Source organism: Citrobacter cronae (assembly GCF_016893685.1).
Taxonomy (GTDB): domain Bacteria; phylum Pseudomonadota; class Gammaproteobacteria; order Enterobacterales; family Enterobacteriaceae; genus Citrobacter; species Citrobacter werkmanii.
Genome location: NZ_CP069763.1, coordinates 5,044,620 through 5,070,624, shown reverse-complemented (window position 1 = coordinate 5,070,624; position 26,005 = coordinate 5,044,620). Strand labels below are relative to the sequence as shown.

General features: G+C 54.5%; 14 protein-coding genes and 1 other RNA gene. 4 read left to right on the top strand and 11 right to left on the bottom strand.

Annotated features, from left to right (window positions below; translation table 11 throughout):
- Positions 1 to 5 precede the first annotated feature (5 nt).
- From ssrA to smpB, 6 genes are all read right to left on the bottom strand, one after another.
- Positions 6 to 369: a transfer-messenger RNA gene (gene ssrA, locus JSN25_RS21935) on the bottom strand.
- A 72-nt stretch (positions 370 to 441) separates the two neighbouring features.
- The gene (locus JSN25_RS21930) at positions 442 to 1,605 is read right to left on the bottom strand and encodes a beta-barrel domain-containing protein (protein ID WP_110498798.1); all 1,164 of its coding nucleotides are present in this window, start codon (positions 1,603 to 1,605) and stop codon (positions 442 to 444) included.
- Positions 1,606 to 1,612: 7 nt separating this feature from the next.
- Complete coding sequence (locus JSN25_RS21925) at positions 1,613 to 3,799, bottom strand: type I secretion system permease/ATPase (protein ID WP_085048914.1); 2,187 nt, start codon at positions 3,797 to 3,799, stop codon at positions 1,613 to 1,615.
- Positions 3,796 to 5,205, bottom strand: a complete 1,410-nt coding sequence (locus tag JSN25_RS21920) for a TolC family outer membrane protein (protein WP_204525350.1) — start codon at positions 5,203 to 5,205, stop codon at positions 3,796 to 3,798. Before JSN25_RS21920 ends, JSN25_RS21925 begins: the two co-directional genes overlap by 4 nt.
- A gap of 71 nt (positions 5,206 to 5,276) precedes the next feature.
- Positions 5,277 to 16,520 (bottom strand): BapA/Bap/LapF family large adhesin, encoded by an 11,244-nt coding sequence (locus JSN25_RS21915; protein WP_204525349.1) that lies wholly within the window; start codon positions 16,518 to 16,520, stop codon positions 5,277 to 5,279.
- A 567-nt stretch (positions 16,521 to 17,087) separates the two neighbouring features.
- On the bottom strand, positions 17,088 to 17,570 hold the full coding sequence (gene smpB, locus JSN25_RS21910; protein ID WP_204525348.1) for an SsrA-binding protein SmpB: 483 nt from the start codon (positions 17,568 to 17,570) through the stop codon (positions 17,088 to 17,090).
- 154 nt (positions 17,571 to 17,724) lie between these two features.
- On the opposite strand from smpB, the gene ratA reads away from it, so the two are divergent.
- Entirely contained in the window at positions 17,725 to 18,168 is a 444-nt protein-coding gene (gene ratA / locus JSN25_RS21905) for a type II toxin-antitoxin system toxin RatA (protein WP_038642770.1), read from the top strand.
- Positions 18,152 to 18,448 (top strand): RnfH family protein, encoded by a 297-nt coding sequence (locus JSN25_RS21900; protein ID WP_038642768.1) that lies wholly within the window; start codon positions 18,152 to 18,154, stop codon positions 18,446 to 18,448. The genes ratA and JSN25_RS21900 overlap by 17 nt, the downstream gene beginning before the upstream one ends.
- 50 nt (positions 18,449 to 18,498) lie before the next feature.
- Here the strand turns inward: JSN25_RS21900 and bamE are convergent, their stop codons facing one another.
- The 3 genes from bamE to nadK all read right to left on the bottom strand — a co-directional run bounded on the left by bamE (position 18,499) and on the right by nadK (position 21,618).
- Positions 18,499 to 18,843, bottom strand: coding sequence for an outer membrane protein assembly factor BamE (gene bamE / locus JSN25_RS21895; protein ID WP_199979056.1), 345 nt, complete (start codon positions 18,841 to 18,843; stop codon positions 18,499 to 18,501).
- 149 nt (positions 18,844 to 18,992) lie between these two features.
- Entirely contained in the window at positions 18,993 to 20,654 is a 1,662-nt protein-coding gene (gene recN / locus JSN25_RS21890; protein ID WP_110497112.1) for a DNA repair protein RecN, read from the bottom strand.
- Between the two features lie 85 nt (positions 20,655 to 20,739).
- Complete coding sequence (nadK, locus tag JSN25_RS21885) at positions 20,740 to 21,618, bottom strand: NAD(+) kinase (protein ID WP_038642764.1); 879 nt, start codon at positions 21,616 to 21,618, stop codon at positions 20,740 to 20,742.
- A gap of 122 nt (positions 21,619 to 21,740) precedes the next feature.
- Here nadK and grpE point away from each other — a divergent pair, with 122 nt between their 5' ends.
- Positions 21,741 to 22,334: a nucleotide exchange factor GrpE gene (grpE, locus tag JSN25_RS21880; protein ID WP_038642760.1), complete on the top strand. Its 594-nt coding sequence runs from the start codon at positions 21,741 to 21,743 to the stop codon at positions 22,332 to 22,334.
- A gap of 49 nt (positions 22,335 to 22,383) precedes the next feature.
- Here the strand turns inward: grpE and JSN25_RS21875 are convergent, their stop codons facing one another.
- Together JSN25_RS21875 and JSN25_RS21870 are read right to left on the bottom strand one after the other, a co-directional pair.
- Positions 22,384 to 23,673, bottom strand: coding sequence for an HlyC/CorC family transporter (locus tag JSN25_RS21875; protein ID WP_038642758.1), 1,290 nt, complete (start codon positions 23,671 to 23,673; stop codon positions 22,384 to 22,386).
- Positions 23,674 to 23,691: 18 nt separating this feature from the next.
- Positions 23,692 to 24,483, bottom strand: coding sequence for a cytochrome C assembly family protein (locus JSN25_RS21870; protein ID WP_042313291.1), 792 nt, complete (start codon positions 24,481 to 24,483; stop codon positions 23,692 to 23,694).
- A 166-nt stretch (positions 24,484 to 24,649) separates the two neighbouring features.
- Here JSN25_RS21870 and ffh point away from each other — a divergent pair.
- On the top strand, positions 24,650 to 26,005 hold a 1,356-nt coding region (ffh, locus tag JSN25_RS21865; protein WP_204525347.1), incomplete at its 3' end, for a signal recognition particle protein.

Below are 26,005 nucleotides of genomic sequence, written 5' to 3'. Positions count from 1 at the left end.
TTATTTGGTGGAGCTGGCGGGAGTTGAACCCGCGTCCGAAATTCCTACATCCTCGGTACTACATGCTTAGTTCGTCTTTACATTCGCCTGGCACCTGCGGACGGACACGCCACTACCAGACTAGCCTGATTAGTTTTAACGCTTCAACCCCAGGCAGGGCATCCACGCGATCTCTTTTGGGTTTGACCTCTCTTTGATCCCCGTCTTAAGAGCGGAAGCTAGGGAGAGAGGGCTCAGAGCAGGTTATTAAGCTGCTAAAGCGTAGTTTTCGTCGTTTGCGACTATTTTTTTGCGGCTTTTTACGAGGCCAACCGCCCCTCGGCATGCACCTTGGGTTTCGCGAATCCCGTCGAATCCAGAATCAGCCCCAATGTGTTAGAGCAAGTATAACAGACTTGTGACACGCGTGACCAGCCCCCACAACCCCTAATCCTCAAGGATTTACCGCTCGCGTAGCGCTTCTTTAGCCCGATTAAACGGTTTGATTAAATAGTCGGCGATGGTTTTTTCACCTGTTTTTATATCCACTGTGGCAATCATGCCCGGTACGATGGAGAACTGGCGTCCCAGTTTGTTCTCCAGGTAGTCCTGATGGGTACGGATAAACACGCGGTAGTAGAAGATTTCCGGTTTCACTTTATCCTGAATAGTGTCCGGAGAGATGGTTTCAACTACGCCTTCCAGACCGCCATAAATGGCGTAGTCATAAGCGGTTATCTTGACCAGCGCTCGCTGGCCAGGGTGAATAAATGCGATATCACGCGGCGACAGACGGGTTTCAATGAGTAGATGATCGTCTATTGGCACGATTTCCATCATTTCGCCATTGGGTGGGATAACCCCGCCAATGGTGGTGACCTGGATATTTTTCACGATGCCGCGCATGGGCGCGCGCACGGTCAACCGGGTGACGGAATCCTCACGTCCTTTCAAAATGGCCGCCAGCATATCCACTTCGGCGTTGGCTTTAGACAGCGCTTCACGCGCCTGCACAAAGTATTGGGAACGCAGGTCAGTGATTTTTAATCCCAGATCGCTTTTTTGTCGTTGCAGGCGCAGCACTTCCACATGGCTGGCGGCGCCGCTTTTCTCCAGACGTTGGGTAATGGCCAGCTCTTTATTGACTGAGACCAGCGCGTCCTGCAGTTCCGCCATGGAATCAGCAAGCTGCGCGCGGCGGCTTTTATACAGACGCGTTTCGGAGGCGATGAGATCCGGCCAGGCGCGTAGTGAATCGGGAAAGGTCAGCGGCAGATCGTTAACTTCAGCATTAAGCCGCGCGCTGGAAGCCAACGAGGCGCGATAGCGGGCGGCGCTTTCCCCAACGTTGGACTCAGAGCGGGTAGGATCGAGGCGTGCTACGATTTGATTGGCCTGCACCTTATCGCCCTCGCGTACCGTCAGCTCGGCGAGGATCCCGCCATCCAGCGACTGCAATACCTGCTCACGTGAGCTGGGGATCACTTTCCCGCTGCCGGTCGAGACTTCATCAAGTTTACCGAAATACGCCCAGATACCCAGCACGGCAAATAACAGCGTGCTGAGCAGAATAATGCGGCTGGCCCCGGAAAAATGGTGTTCGCGGCGGATATCCAGATCGTCCATGGCGGCGTCATGCGGATTGGTTTTCATTTTTCCACTCCCGACCGTGAGTAGGTACAGGTGCCCGACTTGCACTCAATGCCTGCGCTTTCGGGGCATCCATTACCAGTTGACCTTCTTTCAATACCACCACGCGCTCGACCAGCTCCAGAACCGGCACGCGATGGGTGGCGACAATCAGTGTACGGTTGCCCAGCCAGAGGTTTAGCCGCTGAATAAACTCCCGCTCGGTATGTTCATCCAGTGAAGCGCTGGGTTCGTCCAGTAGCACGATATTGGGTGAGCGCAGCAGCATTCTTGCCAGCAGTATCGACTGCCGCTGTCCACCGGACAGACCGTTGCCGCCCTCCATAATCGGATGCGCCAGCCCTTTGGCGAGTTGTTTAACGAAAGCCGCTGCGCCGCTGACCTCCAGCGCGTCGAATATCTGCGCGTCGCTGGCATGCGGCGCGCCAAGAGTCAGGTTCTCACGCAGGGTGCCGAAAAACAGCCGCGCATTCTGGCTGAGAAAACCGATGTTGCGGCGTAAATCGGCCATATCGATTTGCGCCAGGCTCAGGTTATCGAGTCGGACCTCGCCCTGAATAATCTCCACGCCGCCCGCCATGGCCTGCAGCAGCGTTGATTTCCCCGCGCCGTTACGACCGAGGAGCGCTATTCGTTCCCCGGGCATGATCTCCAGACGTGAGATACGCAGCGGCACGCGCTGATCGTCGCTGTGGTAGCGAAAGTGCGCGTTTTCAAAGAGATAATGACCGTGAAGAATCTCCTGATGTACCCGATCTTCATCGTACTGCGTTTCGGTGGGGAGCTGCATGATGCTGTCCAACCCCATCTTCGCTGCTTTGACCTGCTGCCAGCGGGCCAGCACGCCGCACAGGTTAGCCATTGGGGCAATCATTCTGGAACCGAGCATGGAGGCGGCCACCACGGCCCCGGTGGTCATCGTGCCTTCAATGACCATCGGCGCGCCGAACATAATAATGGCGGCGTAGACCAGGCTTTGTACCGACATGCCCCAACCAATCAGCCCCTGAGTCAGCTTGCGCGTGCGCAGTCCGGACTCTCCGGTAATGCGGATGTAGCTGTTCCACTGTTGTAAAAAGCGGTTTTCCGCCTGCATCAGCTTGATGTCCTCCAGCCCCTGAACGCTTTCAACCAGTACCGCGTTGCGCAGGGTGGATTCATGTGCGGCCTGGTTGGCGAGCACCGCCAGCTTCTTCTGTAACAGTAAACCAGGCAGGATCATCAGCAGGGCGGCGACGGGCGCTATCCATGCCAGCGGCGGGGCAATGCAGGCCAATACCACGATAAACAGAAAGAAAAAAGGCAGATCGACAATAGTCGACATGGTCGAGGAGGTGATCATCTCGCGAACCTGCTCCAGCTCGCGGAGTTGAGAAATAAAGCTCCCCGTAGAGCGAGGTACGGCGCTATTACGCAGCCGCAGGGCATGACTGAACACCCGATCGGAAATGCGCATATCGGCGCGTTTACCCAGCAGATCCATAATGTGGGTACGTGCTTCGCGCAGCAGAAAGCCAAACAGTACCGCCACCAGAACGCCGGTTGAGAGAACATACAGGGTCGGATACGACTGGGCCGGAATCACCCGATCGTAGACCTGCATCGAAAAGATAATCCCGGCGAGCGACAGAACGTTAATCAGGAAAGCGGCAACCATCACCGGCAGGTAAGGGCGGATATCCTGTAAAACCAGTTCGCGCATCCAGTCGGGCTTAAAGCGAGAAATATAGCGGTCTACCCGACTGTCTTTTAGCGCCGAAAGCGGACGCAGCGCGGTAATGCTTACGATCTCCGGCACAAGCTCTGCAACCGTCAGCCGGTTACGCTGCCCCTCTTCGGCGATGATAAAAACATCCAGCGCATCGTCACCGTTGAAATGTTCTAGCACCATGATTTGGCCGTCGCGCAGTTCAGCCACTACCGGTAAACGCCACTGGCTGAACGCCTGCTTTGTGGTATCCAGTGCGTGAAATGACAGGCCTGCCTGGCGCGCCAGTTGCGTCAGCGCGAGGGTGCGGTTTTTTCCTGCAAACCATGGAGCGTTGGCCTGGATTGCGCCGGGGGAGCAGGCGACGCGATAGTGGCTGGCAATATACGTCATCGCCTGCGCCCACTGGCTCAGGGCCTGTTCGCCAATGGCCTCTTCCGCATGTGAATCGACGTCGCTCATAGCTGTATCTCCACCGATTGAATGCTGCGGTTATTTAAGGCGAATGCCTGGCGTAGCGAGCCGGTGTTGTAGAGGCAGTTCAGCTGTAACTGGCGTAGCTGGTTTTGGGTCTGGAGTTCAGCAAAACGCGCCTGATACACCTCCTGCTCGGCGTTAAGCACATCGAGCAACGGGCGAGAGCCAAGATCCAGATACTGCTGTTGATACAGCTCGCGCGTTTGTTCACTCAGTCGCTGCTGGCGTCGCAGAATTTGCAGAGCGGTGGCGAGACTCATCGCCTGGCTGCGGGATTCCAGTAATTTCTGCCGTACCTCAAGCCGGGTTCGTTGAATGGAATACTGGGCTGACTCAACCGCATGACTGGCGGCGTTGCGTCTGGCGGTAAGTCCGCCTCCCTGATACAGCGGCATTTCAACTTTTACCCATGCGGAGTACTGGGTTTTGTCGAGCACCTCATGGCTGGGGTATTTGTCGTTGAGATAGTGCTGAACCGACGGCTCCAGAGAGATAGTCGGCGTCATTTGCGCGTTGGCGTAGTCGAGGTTGGCCTGCGCCACATTCGCCTGCGCCCACGCCGCCAGCACGGCAGGAACCAGCTTATCGTCGGGTTTAACGACATCACAACTGCTGTCCAGTTTGCCGGGAAATTCATTGCTGATGCCGTTGAGCGAGTTCCAGCCGAGAAAACTCATCAGCGTTGCCTTGCTGCTGTCGAGATTGGCCTGATACTGCGCCAGTTGCGAACGTGCGGACTCTATGCGCGCATCGGTTTGCACCACGTCTGATAGTGAGGTTGCGCCTTCATCATTGCGTTGCCGGGTCAATCGGCCAATGCCGTTCAGAGCGGAGAGTTGCTCCTCGGCGGCGTCCACCATTTGTTGCCACGTCTGCACCTGGACTATCGCGTTGGCGGTCGCGTGGGCGATGGTATCAATACTGAGTAACACATTAGCCTGTTGTTGCGCGGATCCTGCCGTTTCAGCGCGGACCTGGCTGGCCACTTTGCCGAAGTCATACAGCATTTGTGACACCGAAATAACCAGGGCCGGGCTAAAACCGTGGTCGGTGTAAGTATTGCTGTAGCCGTTGTTCATTCCGGCAGTTACCTGCGGGTAATATTTCGATTTCGCCACGTCTATCTGCTCATTCTGTGAGAGCAGTTTGCCGATAGATTCACGAATGGAAGGGTGCCAGCTCACGGCACGATTCACGGCATCGTTCAGCGTCAGAGTACCGGGGGCGGCAGGGCTTAGCGGCAGATCGGCGACGGAGCCGTCAAGGCTTGGAAGCATCTGGCTGTTTGCCAACCCTTCCGGCGTAATAACTTGCGGCTCATCTTCGGCATTCACCCGCATGGAACACAGTGTTAATGCCAGCAGTAATGCCACGGGCATGACTTTTCCCATATCTCATCCCTTTCAAAATACAACCGTTACGGCAGTTGCTCCGGGCGTCATGGCGCCCGGAGCTTTATGGATTAACCACCCGTGATGAGATGGTTGTTCTGTAGCAGTTCATTCAGCGTGGTGTTGACGTTCTCCAGGGTGATGAGGTTGGTGGATTGATAAGTTCCCCCCGTGCCGTCGCGGTCGATGGCAATCACGGTGTTGGATCCGTTGGTGGTGACCTGTACGTAGTTCCCAAGCGTAGAAGCCTGATGGTTCCATCCGCTCAGCAGTTCGTGGATATCGATCTTGTCGCCCTGGGCCATCGAGAAGTTGGTCCAACTGTCGCTGTTGTTCCCTCCGGTTGCGCTGTTGGCATTAAGCAGGTGATAAATCAGCGTATCGCCGTATGCGCTGCCGGTCAGACGATCGGCATCCACGGTGCTCACGACCTGCGGATTCATGTCGATGGTCAGCGTGGCGGTATCGGTATGGCCTTGCTGGTCGTTTAGGGTGTAGTTGAACGTCTCTTTGGTCGTGATGGAGGCCAGTGAAACATCGCTGTTGAGGGCATAGGTGTAATGGCCGTCTATGCCGATGGTCAGTTTGCCGTACAGACCGTTAATGATGGCGCTGGTCGTGTTGCCAAGCGGATCCAATGTGGCAGTGCTACCGCCAGTGCCGTTCACCGTCAGCAGGGTATGCACGCTGGCAATATGATCTCCGTCATAGATATTGCCCGTGACGCTGTTTGCGGCGGAGGTCTCGAAGTTTTGCAGATCGATTATCGTGCCTTTTACGCTTGGGGTGATGGTGATATTCCCCAAGCCCAGGGCACCGACGCTGCCGGTGTAATCGAGGCGGTAGTTACCGCTATGCAGTACGATCCCGCTCAGGGCAATATCAATATTGCCGCCAACCAGCAATCCGCCGTTGAACGAGCCGTTAGTCACCTTGACGTTATTACTGTCGTACAGTGTCCAGGTGACGGTTAGTCCGCCCAGCGTCAGACCTGAAGCGACGTTAAAATGCAGGATGGCATTTTGCACCGCCGTTCCCGCTGCAACCTCAATAGTTCCTGTGCCATTTTGTGACGTTGCTGACAAGAGTTGGGCGTTCCAACTGGCGTTACCGACGCTATTATCGGTGAACGACCGGGATGTATCCGCCTGCGTGGTGACCGCCATCAGGGGGCTGATGTCATTGACGGCATCCAGTGCCTGCGGGGTTGCCGTAATGTTCAGCGACGCGCTGCCGGTGTCGCCGTTTGGCGCCCGGACCTTATACACGAAGCTGTCAGGGGTGTTGATGCCGTCCGCGCCCAGCCCGCTTTTTAACGTGTAGGTGTAGTTCCCCTTCGCATCAATAGTCAGCGTGCCGTACTGCCCGTTTATGGTTGTGATGCCCGTCCCGTTAACGGCGACGCCGTTCACCTCGGTAATAACGGTATTGGCCGGAGCCGAGTCATTGACCAACAGATTTCCGTTGGTCGACGCGCTCAGGCTGTCTACGGCGTAGGTATGATCCGCCTTAATGTCCAGTGTATAGGTGGTTGCCAGAGCCAGACCGCCGGAAGCGTTAAGCAGGAACAGATAGTCTCCGCCAGGCAGCGTGATGGTGTATTCCGTAGAGCCGCCGGCTAACACCGCGGTGACCCAATTGGGCTTCACACGGAACTGTTCATATTGTTGAATAGACTCATTGAAGCGATAAATGTAGAGATCAAAACCGCCCACCGTCACGCCGAGAACATTCGCCTGCACGGTCAGCGTGCGGGTTGCGCCATCATCCACGTTGAATTTGATAGGGTTGGTCAGGCCGTTAACCAGACTGACGTCCAGCACATTACCCAGTCCAACGTTAACGAGCGTGAAGCCGGTTTGTTTTGACGTTCCATTATCGATCGCAATGACCTGTGTCCCGTAAGTCAGCGCGGCAATATCATCTGCTGCTGTGACTGTACTGGTCGCTGGGGGCTGGCCCAGCGTTACCACCAGTTTTGCCGATGAGCTATCTGCGCCATGCGTCAGCGTATAGGTGAAGCTTTCGGAGCGTCCATACACTGAAATTGACGTATTGGTCAGGGTGTAGGTATAGCTACCGTTCTGATTAATATGCAGGATGCCGTATTTCCCCTGCACATCAATACCGCCCGCCGGGACGCTCACGATGTTGCCGTTACCGTCGGTAACGGAGGTGACCAGCGTGCCAGAAGGCGCGTTATCCTGCCCGTTGGTGGGATCGATATCCGTGATGATGTTGCCAGATTCCGTCGTACCGCCGATGATGGTCCCGGCGCTGCTTTTCACCACCGCGACATCAAGGCTGGTGTAAGAGCCCGTTGCCAGCAGGTTGGTGTTATAGCTTACGACACGGTAATCGCCCCCCGTCAGTCCGCTGTAATTAAGCGTTACGCCAGAAGCGCCTAAGGTGAGAAGGCTGGCAAAGTTGGGTAGGCCGGTATCCACTACCGTCACCCAGGCATTCAGCGTAGTGTCAAATCGCTGGATCACGATCTCCAGCGTGTTTAGCAGTGACAGGACCACGCCGGTCGCGGCTGCATTGATCGTAATGGATCCGCTGCCGCCAGAGGCGATATTAAAATTGACGGTTGCCGTATCGTCCCCCAGCACGTTCGCCACATTACCCAGCGCGTTGACCAACAGGAAACCATAATCGCTTTTATGCTCGGTGCTGACGGTCACATCAGTCTGTAGCGGCAGACGGGTAATGTTGTCTTCGGCCAGCAACGGCAATACCGGGGCGATAACGCTTGTAGGCGATGATGTATTACCCGCTGCATCGGTCGCCGTGGCGGACAGCGATTGACCTTCAATCTGGCGAACCGGCAAGTTGACGCTATAGACACCGCTGCTGTTGGCGATGGCCGTCACGCTGGTGCCGCCGGGTAGAGAGATCGTGACCGTGCTTCCCGCTTCGGCGACGCCGCTTACGGTTCCGCCATCGGCGCTGATCAGTATTGTTGGCGCGGATGGCGGGGTGGTATCCACAATCACGCTGAACGAACCGGACAATCCGCTGGTGCCGTTGGCATTTGTTGCCGTGGCGGTAAACGCGTGGTTACCTTCGCTGAGCGCGCCGGTTGGGGTAAAGCTCCAGAGCCCATTGCCATCTGCGGTCGTGGCGCCCATGAACACCCCGTTGTTATACAGTCGGACCACGGCGCTAGCCTGCGCCGTTCCGCTGAGCGTTGGCAGGGTGTCATTGGTGGTTTTGCCCGCCGTGACCAGACCAGTGACCGAGCCGACGTCATCGAACACGCTGGCAATAACGGGCGCAGGCGGTACACCGGTAAAGGGTGCCAGAACGTTGCCTGCTGTACCGATGTTGCCCGCGGCATCCTGTGCGCTAACCAACAGCGTTTGCCCACTGATTTGCGGTGGGTTCAGCGTGAAGGTGAAGTTACCGGAGGCGTTCGCGGTTGCCGTACCGAGCACCGTTCCGCCGTTAGAGGTAATGATGACCGTGCTGTTGGGCTCGGCAACGCCTGTGAGCGTCGTGCCGGTGGCGTTTACTGAAAGTCCGCCAGGAATGCCTGGCGCGACGGTATCGACCACTATCGCTGCGGGAGCCGATGTGCCGCTGGTGTTACCTGCACTGTCCGTTGCGGTGATGGTAAAGGAGTGGGGGCCTTGTGCAAGATCGGTGGACGGGGTGTAACTCCAGTTGCCGCTGCCGTCCGCCGTCACGCTGATGACGAAGATGCCGTTATCATAAATATCGATCCGCGCATTGGCTTCGGTGGTGCCGGTTAACGTTGGGCGTGCGTCATTGGTTGGCTGATTATTGCCAATCGCGCCGGTGTTTGGTCCGACATCATCAATAATGCTGCTGATTGCAGGCAGCGTCGGGGCGGTAGTATCCACCACGACGCTAAAACCGGCCGTCGCGCCGCTGGTGTTGCCCGCCGCGTCGGTGGCGGTGATGGTGAAGGTGTGCGATCCACTCGCCAGCGGCGTGGTTGGGGTAAACGACCAACTGTTATTGCTCTGCACCAGTGCCGTTCCCAGCAGGGTGCTCCCGTCATAGATACTGACGGTGCTGCCTGCTTCAGCGGTGCCGTTCAGCGTTGGGCGCGCATCGTTAGTGAGTTGCCCGTTGCTGAGCGCCGCATTGAACACGCCGCCTGCGACGTCATCGACCACCGAGACCAGTATCGGGGTAGTTGGCGCAAGCGTGTCGACATTAATAGTAAATCCACTCGACGCCGGGCTGACGTTGCCGGCGGCGTCGGTGGCAATGGCGGTAAACACATGCTGACCGTTGCCCAGCGTGGCGGGCAGATATTCCCAGGTGCCGTCTATCGCCGCAGTCACCGTCGCCAGCAGCGTGCCATTATCGTAGATGGCCACTCGGGCGCCCGCTTCCGCCGAGCCGTTGAGTAACGGACGGGTGTCGTTAGTAAAGGCTCCGTTCGACAGCGTTCCGGTACCCGGCAGCACGTCATCAAAAGCCTGAATAATGGTTGGCGCCAGGGGAGCGACGGTATCAACAACGATGTTAAATCCAGCGGACGCTGGGCTGACGTTTCCGGCAGCGTCCGTCGCGGTTGCTGTCAGCGCGTGGTTGCCATTGCCCAGAGCTGGCGGCGTGAAGCTCCAGGCGCCCGTCCCATCCGCTATGGTTGAACCGATAAACGTTCCGTTATCGTAAATTTTGACCGTCGAATTGGCTTCAGCTGTGCCGTTGAGTGTGGGTTGTGTATCGTTTGTGGCCTGGCCGTTGTTCAGATTACCGGTTACCGGACCGACATCATCCGCAACCTGAGTAATGACCGGCGTCCCCGGCAACACCGTGTCGATGATAAGTGCGAAGCCATTGGATGGAGGGCTGGTATTACCCGCACTGTCTGTAGCGGTGACGGTCAGCGTATGTGGCCCGTTACTGAGTGCATCCGTTGGGGTTAAGCTCCAGGTACCGTTTGCGCCAACGGTCGTAGTGCCGATGGGCAGACCGTCGCTCAGGACAGTAATCGTCGCGCCAATTTCACCGGTGCCACTCAGGGCCGGACGGGATTCATTCGTGGTCTGGCCGTTTGTTATTGGGCCTGTTGTCGGGGCGGTGTTGTCCTGCACCGTGCTGATGACCGGTATTGACGGGGCAATAGAGTCCAGTTCAATCGTAAACGATGATGATACTCCGCCCGTGTTTCCTGCCCGATCGGTGGCAACGGCGGTGAAAATATGCTGACCCTGGCCCAGGGGCGTTTCTGGCGTAAAGCTCCAGTTGCCCGACGCATCCACCTGAGTTGTCCCTAAGTCGCTACCATTATCACGGATCGTGATGATGGCGCCGATCTCACCTTTACCGTTCAGCGTTGGCAGCGCATCGTTGGTCAACTGTCCGTTAGTTAGCGCCGTATTACCGGGTTGATCGTCAATCACCGAGGTGATGACTGGCGCAGCAGGGGGAAGCGTGTCGACGACGACCACAAACGGTGGCGTGGCCGGGCTGATGTTGCCCGCGCCATCCGTGACGGAGGCGGTCAGTGAGTGGCTGCCTTCACCGAGAGCAGGCGCAGGCGTAAAGCTCCAGTTGCCGTTTTCATCGCTGGTGGTTGTGCCAATCACTGCGCCATTATCGCGGATGGTCACAACCGAATCCGCTTCAGTGGTGCCCGCGAGCGTTGGGGTATTATCGTTGGTCAACTGTCCGGAGGTCAGGGTCTGAGTTGTACCAACGTTGTCTGTGACCGTCACAATGGAGGGGGCATCCGGTGCCAGGGTATCGACAATGATTCGGAAATCACTGGACGGATCTCCCTGGTTGCCTGCGGCATCTGTTGCGCGAGCGGTGAAGAGATGGTCGCCTTCTCCCAGAGGATCGGTCGGGGTAAAGCTCCAGAAACCGTTGCTGTTTACCGTGGTTGTGGCATAAGCAACGCCTTTATCGTAAAGCGTGATGGTTGCGCCTGCTTCGCCGGTTCCGTTGAATGTCGGGCGTGAGTCGTTGGTAATTTGCCCTTTATCCAACGATCCGGTGCCTGGGGCAACATCGTCAATGATGCTGGTGATAGTTGGCACCTGCGGAGCGGTGGTGTCGATGGTGATGGCGTAGTTGGGCGATAAACCGCTGGTAGTGCCGCCTACAGTTTGTGACACCGTGAAGTTATAGGTTGTGCCGTTAGTCAACGCAGTGGGTAACTGATAACTCCATGCACCAGAAACGGTGTCGGCTATCACCGGGGGGGCTTGTAAAACACCATCTATATAAATATTAACAGTCGCCCCTGCGGTAGCTGTTCCTTGCAGCAGCGGTAAGGTGTCGTTCGTAGTTTTACCGTTGCCAATCACCCCCATGATGGGCGCGATGTCATCGACAATCTCAAGAGTCGGGGGATGTGGCACGTTGGAGATGGCGGCGTTAAACGGCGCAGGATCGCTCTGATTGCCTGCAGGATCCTGGGCAATAGCGGTGAGCGCCTGACCCGTTGTTTGTGCCGGTGAAATCGTGACAGTAAAGTTCCCTAAAATGTCAGCCACTCCTTGACCAAGAACGGTGTTGCCGCTACGGATAATTACCGTGCTGCCAATTTCTGCTGTGCCGCTTACTTTCGTCCCATCAGGATCTACGCTGGTAACAACTGGAATGGCAGGAGGCTGCGTATCGACAATCAACGTTAGCGGATTATCTGCCGCCAGTACGTTACCGGCCCCATCATGGGCACCGAAGGTCAATGTGTGAGTAGCGTTGGGCGTAAGGGGAACTTCGACACTCCAACTGCCGTTCGCGGCAACGATAGTCGTGGCAATGGCGGTGTCGTTGTTGCCGTCATAAATTAACACCGTACTGCCCGGCGTGCCGGTCCCGCTAATGGTTGGCATTGTATCGTCCGTCACGCTGCCGCTGATTAGCGAACCGGTAAAGACGCCGACGTTATCCTGAATATCCGTGACCAGCGGTAGGGTCAGCTTCGTGTTGTTAACCGTAAACGAAATGCTGTTTGAGCTGTCGCTGATGTTACCGGCCGGATCGGTTGCGGTGGCGATCAGCGTGTAGCTCCCGTTGGTCAGTGCCGTCCCGGGTGTAATACTCCAGGTTCCGCCTGCCACCGTTGCTGTGCCGAGCACCGTACCGCCGTTATACAGAGTAATGATATCCCCGTCGGTGCCAGTACCTCGAATGGTTGGCGTGGTGTCATCGGTCACGCCGTTAGCCGCAACATCGCCCTGGACGTCGCCGACATTATCGTTAGCGGCGATAATCACCGGCGGCGCTGAAGGTGTCGTATCAATCCCCAGGGCAACAGCATCCGAACGTGGACTGACGTTACCAGCAGGATCGGTTGCGGTGAGGGTGACCTGATAATTGTCCGGATTAATGGGGCTGGTGGGCGTAAAGCTCCAGGAGCCATCTGCACCAACGGTCGCAGTACCCAGCGGTGAAGTGTTGCCATCAAGGTAGATAGAAATAAGATCGCCAGGGTTGCCCGTGCCGCTAAAGGTTGGCGTGGTATCGTTAGTGATGCCGTTAGTGATGATGCCGGTTATCGGGTTGACGTCATCCGTTATGGTTGGCGGCTCTGGTTTTGCTGGCGGCAGGTTATCTACCGTCAGCGTAAAGCCTGCTGACGGGATCCCCGTGTTGCCAGCCACATCGGTCGCCGTCGCCGTAAATTTGTGCGGACCGTCCGGCAGTGGACCTGTCGGCGTATATGTCCAGCTTCCATTTGGCTGAACGGTGGTGGTACCAAGAAAAGCGTTGTTATCGTAAAGGGTAATCGTCGCGCCTGGCTCGCCGGTTCCGGACAGTTCGGGGGTCGTGCTCTTGGTACTGCCACCGTTGCTCAACGTTTGTAGGGTTGTGCCAATCAGACCTTCTGCTGAGCTGATAACCGGGGCTGGCGGTGGGGTGGTATCAATGGTCAGCGTAAAATTACCTGGGTTACTGGCGTTGCCTGCAACGTCTGTCGCAATTGCTGACAAACTATGTGGACCTTCACTGAGCGGCTGGCTGAGTTGAATACTCCAGGTGCCATCAAGTAATACCGTTGTGCTACCAATCGACGTGGCGCCATCATAGAGGGTGATGGTAGAACCGGCTGTCCCGGTCCCTTTCAGCAGCGGCAAAGTATCGTTTGAGCGGCTACCGGTGGACAGATCAATCGGCGCATTCCCGACGTCGTCGGTGGCAGTCAAAATGACAGGATTGCCTGGCGGTTGGGTATCTACGGTAACGCTGACCACGGTGGAGGAGGTGACGACGTTACCAGCGGCATCTGTAGCAGAGACTGTAAACTGGTGGATGCGGTCGCTGAGCGCCTGATTTGCCGGAACGGTATAACTCCAGGTTCCCGTGCTATCGACAAGCATGACTGTCATCAGCAAACTGCCATCGTACAGGCTCACCAAAGAACCGGGTTCACCGGTGCCTGATATGGTTGGCGTATTATCGTTGGTGACCCAACCGTTGTTCGCGACGCTACCTGTGATGCTGCCGACATCATCGTTAATCAGCGTAATCACGGGGACGGTCGGAGCGAGACTATCGACAATTATTTTCCAGCTTGCAGCGCTACTGGTATTGCTGGCGGCATCGGTTGCCGTCACCGTAAATATGTGCGCGCCCTGGGTCAACGCTGTTGTGGGCGTATAGTTCCAGTTACCGTTGAGATCAGCGGTGACGGTCGTTAACAGTTCGCCGTTATCGTAAATTTTAACCTGAGCTCCGGCCTCGGCAGTGCCTTCGAGTTTAGGTTTATCGTCGTTAGTTAAGCCGTTGTTACTGATGGGGCCGATGACATCCGCGACATCATCCGTCACGGCAATGATAATCGGCAGGTTTGGTGCGGTGATATCCGGTGCCAGCGCCGAGGTTGGCAGACTTTCGTTATTGTTGCTGTCAGTTGCGGTGACTTTTACCGTTTCGCCGTTCATTTGTGACGGTGTAATCGACACGGTGAAGTTGCCACCGCTGTCAGCCTGACCAACACCAATCTGATTGCCGTTGCTGTCTTTGACGGTGACGGTGCTTCCCGCTTCGGCATGTCCGCTTACAGAACCGCCGTCCCCGGCGACGATGACGCCGGTTGGCGCATCAGGTGCTGTGGTATCTGGTGCGGTAATCGGAGTGTTACCGCTGGTATTGCCTGCTGCATCCGTTGCATTCGCGTTAAGGCGTTCACCGTTAGTCTGCGGCGGAACCAGCGTGGCGGTGAAATCTCCGCTCGGGCCAGCAGTTGCTGTTCCAATGATCGCGCCATCTGGATCCAGAATATGTACCGTACTGTTGGGTTCTGCGGTGCCGGTAACCTGATCGCCCGTAGGATTAATTATCAGGTTAGCGGGCGGCTGCGGGGCCGTGATATCTGGCGCGAGCGTGGTTTCTGGCTGGCTTGGGTTACCTGCCGGATCGGTCGCGATGGCGGTAATCGTTTCGCCATTGGTCTGTGGCGGGGTAATGGGGATGGTAAATGATCCATCTTCTCCGGCGACGCCGCTGCCGATCGGAGTGTTATTACTGTCGGTGATAACGACAGTATTGCCCGGTTCGGCCGTCCCGGTGACAACGCTGCCGTCTGCGGAGACGCTGAGCTCGTCTGGTGGCGACGGCGGCTGTATGTCGATACTAATATTAAATGTTGGCGACATACCGCCTGTCCCTAGCTGGTTTGTTGCCGTGGCGCTGAAAGCGTGCGGCCCTTCCGGCAACGGCGTGGCGGATGTCCAGCTCCAGTTGCCATTGGCGTCGGCAACCACGCTTTCGATAATCGTACCATTGTTATAAATGTTAACGGTGCTGTTAGCGTCCGCAGTGCCAGAGAGCGTTGGCGTTTGATCGTTGGTGGCCTGATTGTTGCTCAATAACCCGATTGACGGTGCGGCATCATCCATAACGCTGACGATAACGGGTACGCCCGGATAGCCGGAATTTGTGGCATAAAATGGGGTATCTGGCCCGATGTTGCCCGCCTTATCCTGAATCTTCGCGAGCAACGCTTCGCCGTGCGTCTGTGAGGGGGAAATCGCGATGACGAAATTGCCGGTTTGATCGACCGTTATTGCCCCTAAAACCTGGCTATTACTACCAATGATAGTGACCAGACTTCCTGCTTCCGCTCTACCCGTTACCGTGGTGCCTTCGAGGTTTACTGCGGAAATCACCGCGCCTGCAGGCGCGGTCGTATCAACGGTAAATGTCGGCAGGCTCGTTTCCGCGCTCACGTTACCTGCGGCGTCAGTTTGCGTCAGCGTCAGATTGTGAACGCCGTCGCTGAGGGGCGTATCAGGCGTAAAGGTCCAGTTACCATTGTCATCTACTGGCTCCATACCAATCAGGATGCCATTGTCATAGATGCTGATGGTACTCCCTGCTTCGCCAGTACCAGTGAGAGTTGGCGTGGCATCGTCGGTTTCGCCGTCATTGGCGATAAGACCGGTAATGGAACCGACATTGTCGATTTCCTGAGTAACCACGGGGGTATCAGGGGCAAGCGTATCGACAATAATCACCCAACTGTCTGACATCCCACTACTACCCGCATTATTTGACGCGCTGACGGTAAACTGGTGAGTGCCGTCTGCAAGAGGGGATGAGGGGGTAAACGACCAGTGGCCGTTGGCATCGATAGTAACCTGGCCTATTTCGACGCCGTTATCAAAAATATGTAATGTGGCATTTGCCGGGCCGGTACCCTGGAGTTCAGGCGTATTATCGTTGGTGGACTCCTGTTGATTGACAAGGCCGGTAATAAGCTCCTGGTCGTCAATTACGCTGGTGATGACGGGCATGTCTGGCATATTGGGGGTTGTTGTTGGCGGCGCGCCGTTATCGCCATCGCCACTACCGCTGCCGCCGTTACCATTGCCGTTTCCGGCATTACCGTTGCCGCCGCTACCATTACCGTTTCCGGCATTATTATCGCTCCCGCCGCTCCCGCCGCTCCCGCCGCCGCCACCGCCGCCACCTCCTGCAGCAAGGCCAATTCCGCCAGCGACCGCAACCCCGCCAAGGACCCAGGGCCAGATTGCGCCTCCGTCATGACTGCCTTCGGCCGTCATCAGCGGCGTGAGATCATCCAGGTGCTGAAAATGGAAAGCACCATCCGTATCCTGAACCCACCATAGCGCGCCATTGCTGTCTTCCAGAACGAGCTGGTTTTGCGCATCACCTTTTCCGACGTAAAAATTTTTAATGGTGATGGTTTCACCTGAACGGAGTGTGACAAGCAGATCCTGATTAACACGAGTCAACTGGCTGACCTCCTCACGTGAAACGGACAGTTTCACAATAGAAGGTGAGTTGAGTGTAATTTCAGAGGCTTCAACATTGGTAGAAACACCAGTCAACTTCGATACAACGGCGAGTAGACGCATATGTTCACTCCTGATGGCAGGTCGGGAGTATTAATCCGCAACGGCGTGCCGGGAAAATGAGCAGACAGGTGCCTCGTTCATCATAATGATGAACTTACACATGTAATTTCATGGATAAGATTTACTGGTATCAGTTTCTGAAAAAATTAAGTCGTAGTCTGAGCACCAAAATAGTTCTTTCGTATTAGATGATATAGTCAGAAAGAAAAGTTTCTGCAATGTCCAGATATTAAAAACATATGGTGATATTTTGCATCGAAATGAGTTAAACGTTTCGATAAATAGGTTTTATTTATAAGTTGCTGTAATTGTTGTTTTTGTTATTTATTGTTAATAATAAACAACAGTAATAATAATGCTATTTTGAAAGATGAAAAATAGCGCGCGGGAGTACTTGAAGTTTTATTTTATTGGACTACTGCTTGCCTGCAGGCTGGGGTTCGTATTTTTAACTGAACGATTCAGCAATGGAATCTATAATTACTATGAATGTATTGTGCGACTTTCAATAACTAAAAAATAAAGGCCAGTCATCATGGTGATAGACTGGCCACAGAGAAAAGAAGGTTATCGCCCGGCATTTTTCATAATACGTGCTTTATCCACCTGCCATTCACGTTCTTTCACGTCGGAGCGCTTGTCGTGTTGTTTCTTACCTTTGGCGACGCCAATTTTTACTTTACACCAGGCGTTCTTCCAGTACAGCGACAGTGCTACTACGGTATAACCATCCCGATTCATACGACCATACAAAGAGTCGAGTTCGCGCTGGTTTAACAGTAGTTTACGGGTACGGGTGGGATCGCATACCACGTGTGTTGAGGCAACGGCCATCGGTGTGAAGTGGGCGCCAAACAGGAACGCTTCGCCGTCTTTGAGTATAACGTAGCTATCGCCGATGTTAGCTTTACCTGCGCGCAAGGATTTGACTTCCCAGCCCTGCAGAGCGAGTCCTGCTTCGAACTCTTCTTCGATAAAGTATTCGTGTCGTGCGCGTTTGTTAAGCGCGATTGTGGCTGAGCCAGGTTTGTGTGCTTTTTTCTTCGTCATAATGCCGCTCAGTATAGGTAATCTGGAATCGAAAAACACCCCATTTCATCCAGCGGGGCGCAAGGCGCTATCTTAGCACGAGTTGGGCTATAGCGTTTTTTTTAGCGAGTGATAAATGGTATTATTTGTGTGATTGATATTGATGGAAATTGTTATGCCTCAGATTAGCCGGACCGCTTTAGTACCTTACAGTGCGGAGCAGATGTATCAGTTAGTGAATGATGTTAAATCCTATCCCCAGTTTTTACCGGGGTGCACCGGTAGCCGCGTACTGGAGTCGACTCCGGGACAAATGACGGCCGCAGTGGATGTCTCCAAAGCAGGGATTAGCAAAACGTTCACCACGCGTAACCAACTAACCAGTAACCAGAGCATCCTGATGCATCTGGTCGATGGACCGTTTAAGAAACTGATTGGCGGCTGGAAGTTTACGCCGTTAAGCCAGGACGCGTGTCGCATTGAGTTTCATCTCGATTTCGAGTTCACGAATAAACTCATCGAGCTGGCGTTTGGCCGCATCTTTAAAGAGCTGGCTTCGAATATGGTGCAGGCTTTCACGGTTCGCGCGAAAGAGGTTTACAGTGTCAGCGTCGGCTAAAATTGTCGTTGAAGTGGCATATGCGCTGCCCGAAAAACAGTATTTACAGCGCGTAACGCTGCAGCAGGGCGCAACGGTGGAAGAGGCTATCCGCGCTTCCGGGCTGCTGGAATTGCGTAATGATATCGATCTCAGCAAAAATAAAGTGGGCATCTACAGCCGTCCGGTAAAGCTTGCTGATGTTCTGCATGACGGCGATCGGGTGGAAATTTATCGGCCGCTGATTGCCGATCCCAAAGAGCTGCGCAGGCAGCGAGCAGAGAAATCCGCTAAAAAATAACAGACAATAAAAAAGGTGCTCATTGAGCACCTTTTTTTGATCTCTCAAACCTACTTGTTGTCGGCCAGGGCAGGTTTGTTATCAATGTTGGTCAATACGCCGCTGCTGTTAAAGGTCAGCGTCAGCGTTTGCTGAGTTACGCCTTCATGTCCAGGTTGCTGACGGAACACATAGAACCAAGTGTTTGTGCCAAAAGGATCGGACATCATCGGGGTACCCAGAGCATAAGCAACCTGCTGTTGCGTCATGCCTGTACGCACTTTGGCGACATCGGTCGGTGTCAGATAATTTCCCTGGTTGATGTCAGGACGGTAAACCACTCGCTCCAGAGTGGAACAGCCTGCAGTCAACATCAGTAGTACTGCTGCAGCAGCAGTCAGCGTTTTACAGCGCATAGTGATTTGATTCCTTTTCGGGCCCGAGCAGTACGCGGCTCATATGTAATATGCCGATGATAATAGACCTTTCACCACTTTAAAACCTTTTGCTGTCGGGTCGGTCGGCGATTTTATGTTGAACTCAGACCTTCACAAGGGAAAAAAGTTTATGCCGCCAGCAGTTCTTTTGCGTTTGCGAGGGTATTGCGCGTGACTTCGCTTCCGCCAAGTAAGCGGGCTAACTCCTGCAGACGCGCGCGTTTATCAAGCGGCTGCATGTGTGTTTCCGTCATTGCGCCGTCAGTTTCCTTGCTGACATAGAAATGTTGATGACCACAACCAGCAACCTGCGGCAGGTGAGTTACGCACATAACCTGGGTTGATTCCCCCAACTGACGCAGCATTTTGCCCACAACCGCAGCCGTCGGACCGCTGATGCCGACATCAACCTCATCGAAAATCAGCGCCGGGGTTTCCATTTTACGTGCGGTAATAACCTGAATAGCCAGAGCGATGCGCGACAGCTCGCCGCCAGAAGCCACTTTCGCGATCGGCTGTAACGGCTGACCCGGGTTAGTGGTAACTTTAAACTCCACGCGATCGGCGCCGTCCGCGCTCAGATGGTGCTCATCAAATTTTACATCAATGCAAAAGAGACCATGCGGCATCGAAAGGGTATGCATACTCTCGGTAATGAGTTGTCCCAGTTCCTCTGCATAATGCTGGCGCTGTTGGTGCAACCTTTTTGCTGTTTCCAGCGCCTGCTGGTGGTGATTGTTCACCGCCAGGGTTAAGGTTTCGAGCGAGTCGGCCTGATCGTCAAGTTGCTGTTGCTCATCTAACAAAGACTGATAGAACTGCGGCAACGCTTCCGGGGAGACGTGATGCTTACGTGCCAACGAGATTTGCTTTGAAATACGCTGCTCAAGTTCGAACAAACGGTTAGGGTCTAAATCCAGACGATCGCAATAGTGGCGCAGTTCATCGCTGGCTTCACTGAGCTGAATGGTTGCCTCTTCCAGCATATCCAGGATCCCGGAAAGTTTGCCGTCCATGCCTGCGAGTTCAGTGACCAGGTGCTTTGCGGTGTACAATTGGCTCTGCAGATTGATGTCTTCGCCATCCGCGAGGATAGCCAGCGCCTGCTGGCTGGTGGTGAGCAATTGCCCGCTGTTAGCCAGACGCTTGTACTCTTCATCAATTTGCTCAAACTCGCCCGGCTGCGGGTTGAATTCGTTCAATTCTTTTAGCTGATATTGCAACAGTTCCGCCCGTGCTGCGCGTTCCTGACTTTGTTGCTGATGATGCGCCAGATCGCGGCAGCTTTGGTGCCATAGCTGATAGCGCGCGGTCATTTCCTGGGTCAGGGATGCTTCATTGGCGTAACCATCAAGCAGGAATTTTTGGTGTTCGGATTTCGTCAGAAGCTGGTGCGCGTGCTGACCGTGGATTTGAATCAGCAGCTGGCCCAGCTCACGAAGCTGTGACAGCGGAACGGCGGTACCGTTAATAAAGCCACGGGAGCGGCCGTCGCTGCTGATAACGCGACGCAGCAAGCACTCACGGCCATCTTCAAGCTGGTTCTCTTCCAGCCAGCGCAAAGCTGCCGGGGTGTCTTTTAAGGCGAAACGGGCGCAGAGGTCAGCTCGCGCAGCGCCTGCGCGCACCATGTCAGCGTCTGCGCGCCCGCCCAGGCACAAACCGAGAGCATCAATGGCAATGGACTTACCCGCACCTGTCTCACCGGTGATGACGGTCATGCCGTTCTGGAAATCGATCTCAAGTTCACGAACGATAGCAAAATTGCTGATGGTCAGTTGTGCCAACATAGCTGTTTTCCTGTATGAAAAACCATAACTGTAATTACATACAGTATAAACTGGTTTTTTATACAGTAAAGAGGTTGGCGTTAAATTAGAATAATTTTTTTGACCAGCCCAGTTTTGTACTTAATGTATTGAAATAGCTGTAATCTTTTGGATGTATCAGGTTCAGATGATAATCACAGCGGCGGATCAATACGTCTTCCCCTTCCTGTATCGGCAGGGCGATTTGGCTGTCGCAGCTGATCTCCAGATCGCTACGGCGATGAGAAAAGCGCAGGCGAATGGTGCTGCTGCTATTGATCACCAGCGGACGCGCAGAAAGCGTATGCGGGAACATCGGTACCAGCGTAATAGCATCCAGAGAAGGCGTCAGAATTGGACCTCCGGCAGAGAGCGAGTAGGCGGTAGAGCCGGTAGGCGTGGAGATAATTAGCCCATCCGAACGCTGAGAGAAAGCAAAGATTTCATCGATATACACTTCGAACTCAATCATGTGCGCCACTTTGCCTGGATGCAGTACCACTTCGTTGATTGCGGTGCTGATGCGCTTCTGGCAATCCTGCTGGCATACCTGGGCTTCGAGTAAAAAGCGTTTTTCGCTGATGTAGTGGCCTTCCAGCACGTCGGCTAATTGTTGGTGGGCATTGTCTGGATCGAGGTCGGTGAGGAAACCGAGGTTACCACGGTTAATGCCGATAACCTTGATGTCATAACGTGCCAGGGTGCGCGCAGCGCCCAGCATATTGCCGTCGCCACCGACGACTACGGCGAGGTCTGCCTGCTGGCCAATCTCCGCGAGCGTACCGGTTTTCACATTTTTCAGCTGTAGCTCGTGAGCGATTTGTTGCTCCACGATAACCTCATAACCTTTGGTGCACAGCCAACGGTAGAGCATTTCATGTGTGGTCAGTGCAGTGGGGTGACGTGGATGCCCCACAATGCCAATACACTTGAAATGATTGTTCATTTTCTCGAGGTCCTTGTAACGAAGATTAGTGACAATGTGAGTACTTCCCTTGAAACCCTGAATCTTATCCCCATAATAATCCAGGTTAGCGAGATGAATGCGAAAAAAACGCGGAGAAATTCATGAGTAGTAAAGAACAGAAAACGCCTGAGGGGCAAGCCCCGGAAGAAATTATCATGGATCAGCACGAAGAAGTTGAGGCGGTTGAACCAGACGCTTCTGCTGAGCAGGTGGATCCGCGCGATGAAAAAATTGCGAATCTGGAAGCTCAGCTTGCTGAGGCCGAAACTCGCGAGCGCGACAGCGTGTTGCGTATCAAAGCGGAAATGGAAAACCTGCGTCGTCGTACCGAACTGGACGTAGAAAAAGCGCATAAATTTGCGCTGGAAAAATTCGTCAACGAGCTGCTGCCGGTGCTGGACAGTCTGGATCGTGCGCTGGAAGTGGCGGACAAAGACAATGATGCGATGGCGCCGATGATTGAAGGTATTGAGCTGACGCGTAAGTCAATGCTGGATGTGGTGGCGAAGTTTGGTGTGCAGGTGGTTGCGGATATCGATGTGCCGATGGACCCGAACGTGCATCAGGCCATTGCAATGGTAGAGTCTGACGACGTTGCTGCCGGTAATGTGCTGATGGTCATGCAGAAAGGCTATACCCTGAACGGACGTACCATCCGTGCGGCGATGGTCTCCGTGGCGAAAGCCAAAGGCTAATCAGCCTCGGGCCGGGTAATGCTGATGCGCTACCCGGTCCGGACTCCTCTCACTGGTCCGATACGCTCTCGCGCAGCGGTGTAACCGGCAACACTTGTACCTGTTTGATCATATTATCCTGCACGTCGAGAATATCGATATCGTACTGCCCAATACGCACTCGCGTGCCGGCAACCGGGATCTCTTCCAGCGCTTCAAGAATAATACCGTTCACGGTACGTGCGTCATCCTCCGGCAGGTGCCAGTTAAACGCCTTATTGATTTCACGAACGTTGGCGCTGCCGTCAATGATCACTGAGCCATCATTCTGCGGCGTCACCTCTTCGGCAAGCGTTGGTGACATTGACGTGGTGAAATCGCCGACAATCTCTTCCAGAATATCTTCGACCGTGACCAGCCCCTGAATATCGCCATATTCATTGACCACCAGACCCACTTTCTTCTTATTGCGCTGAAATTTAATGAGCTGGGTGCTGAGGGGCGTACCTTCCGGGACGTAATAAATTTCGTCAGCCGCGCGTAACATGGTCTCTTTGGTGAACTCTTTTTTCTCCGCCATTAATCGCCAGGCTTCGCGTACGCGCAGCATACTGATGGCATCGTCGAGTGAGTCGCGGTACAGCACAATACGACCGTGGGGGGAGTGCGAAAGCTGGCGCACGATTGATTTCCAGTCGTCGTTAATATCAATGCCGATGATTTCACTGCGCGGCACCATGATGTCATCGACGCTGACTTTTTCCAGATCCAACACGGACAGCAGCATATCCTGATTACGACGTGAGATTTGGGAGCGTGATTCATTCACCAGCGTTCGCAGTTCATCTTTACTCAGCGAACCGCTCACCACGATATCCGTTTTGATACCCATCATGCGCATCAGCAGACGGGTGATGGTATTAAGCAACCAGACCAGCGGCATCATGATGATTTGCAGGGGGGCCAGCAAAAAACTGCTCGGGTAGGCGACTTTTTCTGGATACAGCGCGGCAATGGTCTTTGGCAGTACTTCGGCAAAAACCAGCACCACAAACGTTAGCACCCCGGTGGCGATGGCGACGCCGGCATCGCCATACAGGCGCATACCGACAATAGTGCCAAGCGCGGAGGCCAGAATATTCACCAGGTTATTCCCGATCAGTACCAGGCTTATCAGGCGATCCGGCTTGCGAAGTAACTTTTCAACGCGTTTTGCCTGACGATTACCTTGCTTGGCCCGATGCCGCAGACGATAGCGATTCAGAGTCATCATTCCGGTTTCAGAACCGGAAAAATAGGCGGAAATGACCACCATGATGAGAAGCGTGACAATGAGCGTGGTGGTGGAGATGTGTTCCACGTAGGGTTCCTTAAAGATTTAACTCACGAACTGCTGCAGTATACGGCTGCCGAAATAGGCCAGCGTCAGAATGACTGCGCCTGCGACGTTAAACCATACGACGCGACGTCCGCGCCAGCCTTCATGGTAATGCCCCCACAACAGAACGATATAGACAAACCATGCCACGATAGAAAGAACGGCTTTATCAATATTTTCAGTACTGAACAGGTTATGCATGTAAAACAGGCCAGTACACAGAGTGAGCGTCAGCAGAACCACGCCGATCTGGGTGATATGAAACATTTTCCGCTCAATGCTCATCAGTGGCGGCATTTCATTACTGAACGCCAGTTTTTTGTTTTTCAATTGATAATCGATCCAGGCCAGCTGCAGTGCATACAGCGCGGCGATAATCAGCGTGGCGTAAGCAAACAGCGATAGCCCGATGTGAATCATCATGCCCGGTGTCGCTTCGAGATGGGTGATGAACTCGTTAGGCATAAACGTCGCGAAGGCGAGGTTGATCAGAGCAAAGGCGTAGACAATGGGCAGTAATAGCCAGCCACGGTTGCGGGAAGCGACGATAGTCATTACCGTGCAGATCATCAGGCTAACCAGCGAGCCAACGTTCAACAGGCTCAGGTTTTGTCCGCTTTCACCGCCGGGCAGGATACGCGCTTCCAGGGCGATAGCATGGCTTACCAGCGCGACGACCGCAGAAAGAATAGCCATACGCCGCCAGCCGCTGTTTTTTTGCAGCAGAGCGGGAATAATCAGCGCGAGGCTGACTGAGTAGGCGACAAGGGCGAGCAGAGCAAAAACGGGCATATTAGGTGTCGACAGTTGGCCAGTGATAAAGAAAAGCAGTATAGCGTTACGTGACCGCTGCTCCAACCGTTGCATAACAACAAAGGCGGCTTCATGTTATACTGCGACAAATTTCTGTTGATGTGTCGCTGTCGCGACCGACCGTTTCCACCCCAGGCGAGAGACAATGTTTGATAATTTAACCGATCGTTTGTCGCGCACGCTGCGCAATATCAGTGGCCGTGGACGCCTTACTGAAGACAACGTTAAAGAGACGCTGCGCGAAGTGCGCATGGCGCTGCTGGAGGCTGACGTAGCGCTGCCGGTAGTGCGTGAGTTTATCAATCGCGTAAAAGAGAAAGCGGTTGGTCATGAAGTTAACAAAAGCCTGACGCCGGGTCAGGAATTCGTCAAGATTGTCCGTAACGAGCTGGTTGCGGCAATGGGCGAAGAAAACCAGACCCTGAATCTGGCTGCTCAGCCGCCTGCCGTCGTGCTGATGGCGGGCTTGCAGGGGGCAGGTAAAACCACCAGCGTGGGTAAGCTGGGGAAATTCCTGCGTGAGAAGCACAAGAAGAAAGTGCTGGTGGTCTCCGCGGACGTTTATCGCCCGGCGGCGATTAAACAGCTGGAAACGCTGGCCGAGCAGGTTGGTGTGGACTTCTTCCCGTCGGATGTCGGTCAAAAACCGGTCGATATCGTCAACGCCGCGCTGAAAGAAGCCAAACTCAAATTCTACGACGTGCTGCTGGTGGATACCGCCGGTCGTCTGCACGTTGACGAAGCGATGATGGACGAAATCAAACAGGTCCACGCTTCTATCAAGCCGGTAGAAACGCTGTTTGTCGTCGATGCGATGACCGGTCAGGATGCCGCCAATACCGCAAAAGCCTTTAACGAAGCGCTGCCATTAACCGGCGTGGTGCTGACCAAAGTTGATGGTGATGCTCGTGGCGGTGCGGCGCTTTCTATTCGTCATATCACCGGCAAGCCGATTAAATTCCTCGGTGTCGGCGAGAAAACCGAAGCGCTGGAGCCGTTCCACCCGGATCGTATTGCTTCACGTATTCTCGGCATGGGCGACGTGCTGTCGCTGATCGAAGATATCGAAAGCAAAGTTGACCGCGCGCAGGCAGAGAAATTAGCCAGCAAGCTGAAAAAAGGCGACGGCTTCGATCTCAACGATTTCCTTGAGCAGCTCAAGCAGATGAAAAACATGGGCGGTATGGCAAGCCTGATGGGCAAACTGCCGGGTATGGGTCAGATCCCTGACAATGTGAAATCGCAGATGGACGATAAAGTGCTGGTGCGTATGGAAGCCATCATCAACTCGATGACGATGAAAGAACGCGCTAAGCCGGAAATCATCAAAGGTTCCCGTAAACGCCGTATTGCTACCGGCTGCGGCATGCAGGTACAGGACGTTAACCGCCTTCTGAAACAGTTCGACGACATGCAGCGCATGATGAAGAAAATGAAGAAAGGCGGGATGGCGAAGATGATGCGGAGTATGAAGGGGATGATGCCGCCAGGCTTCCCGGGC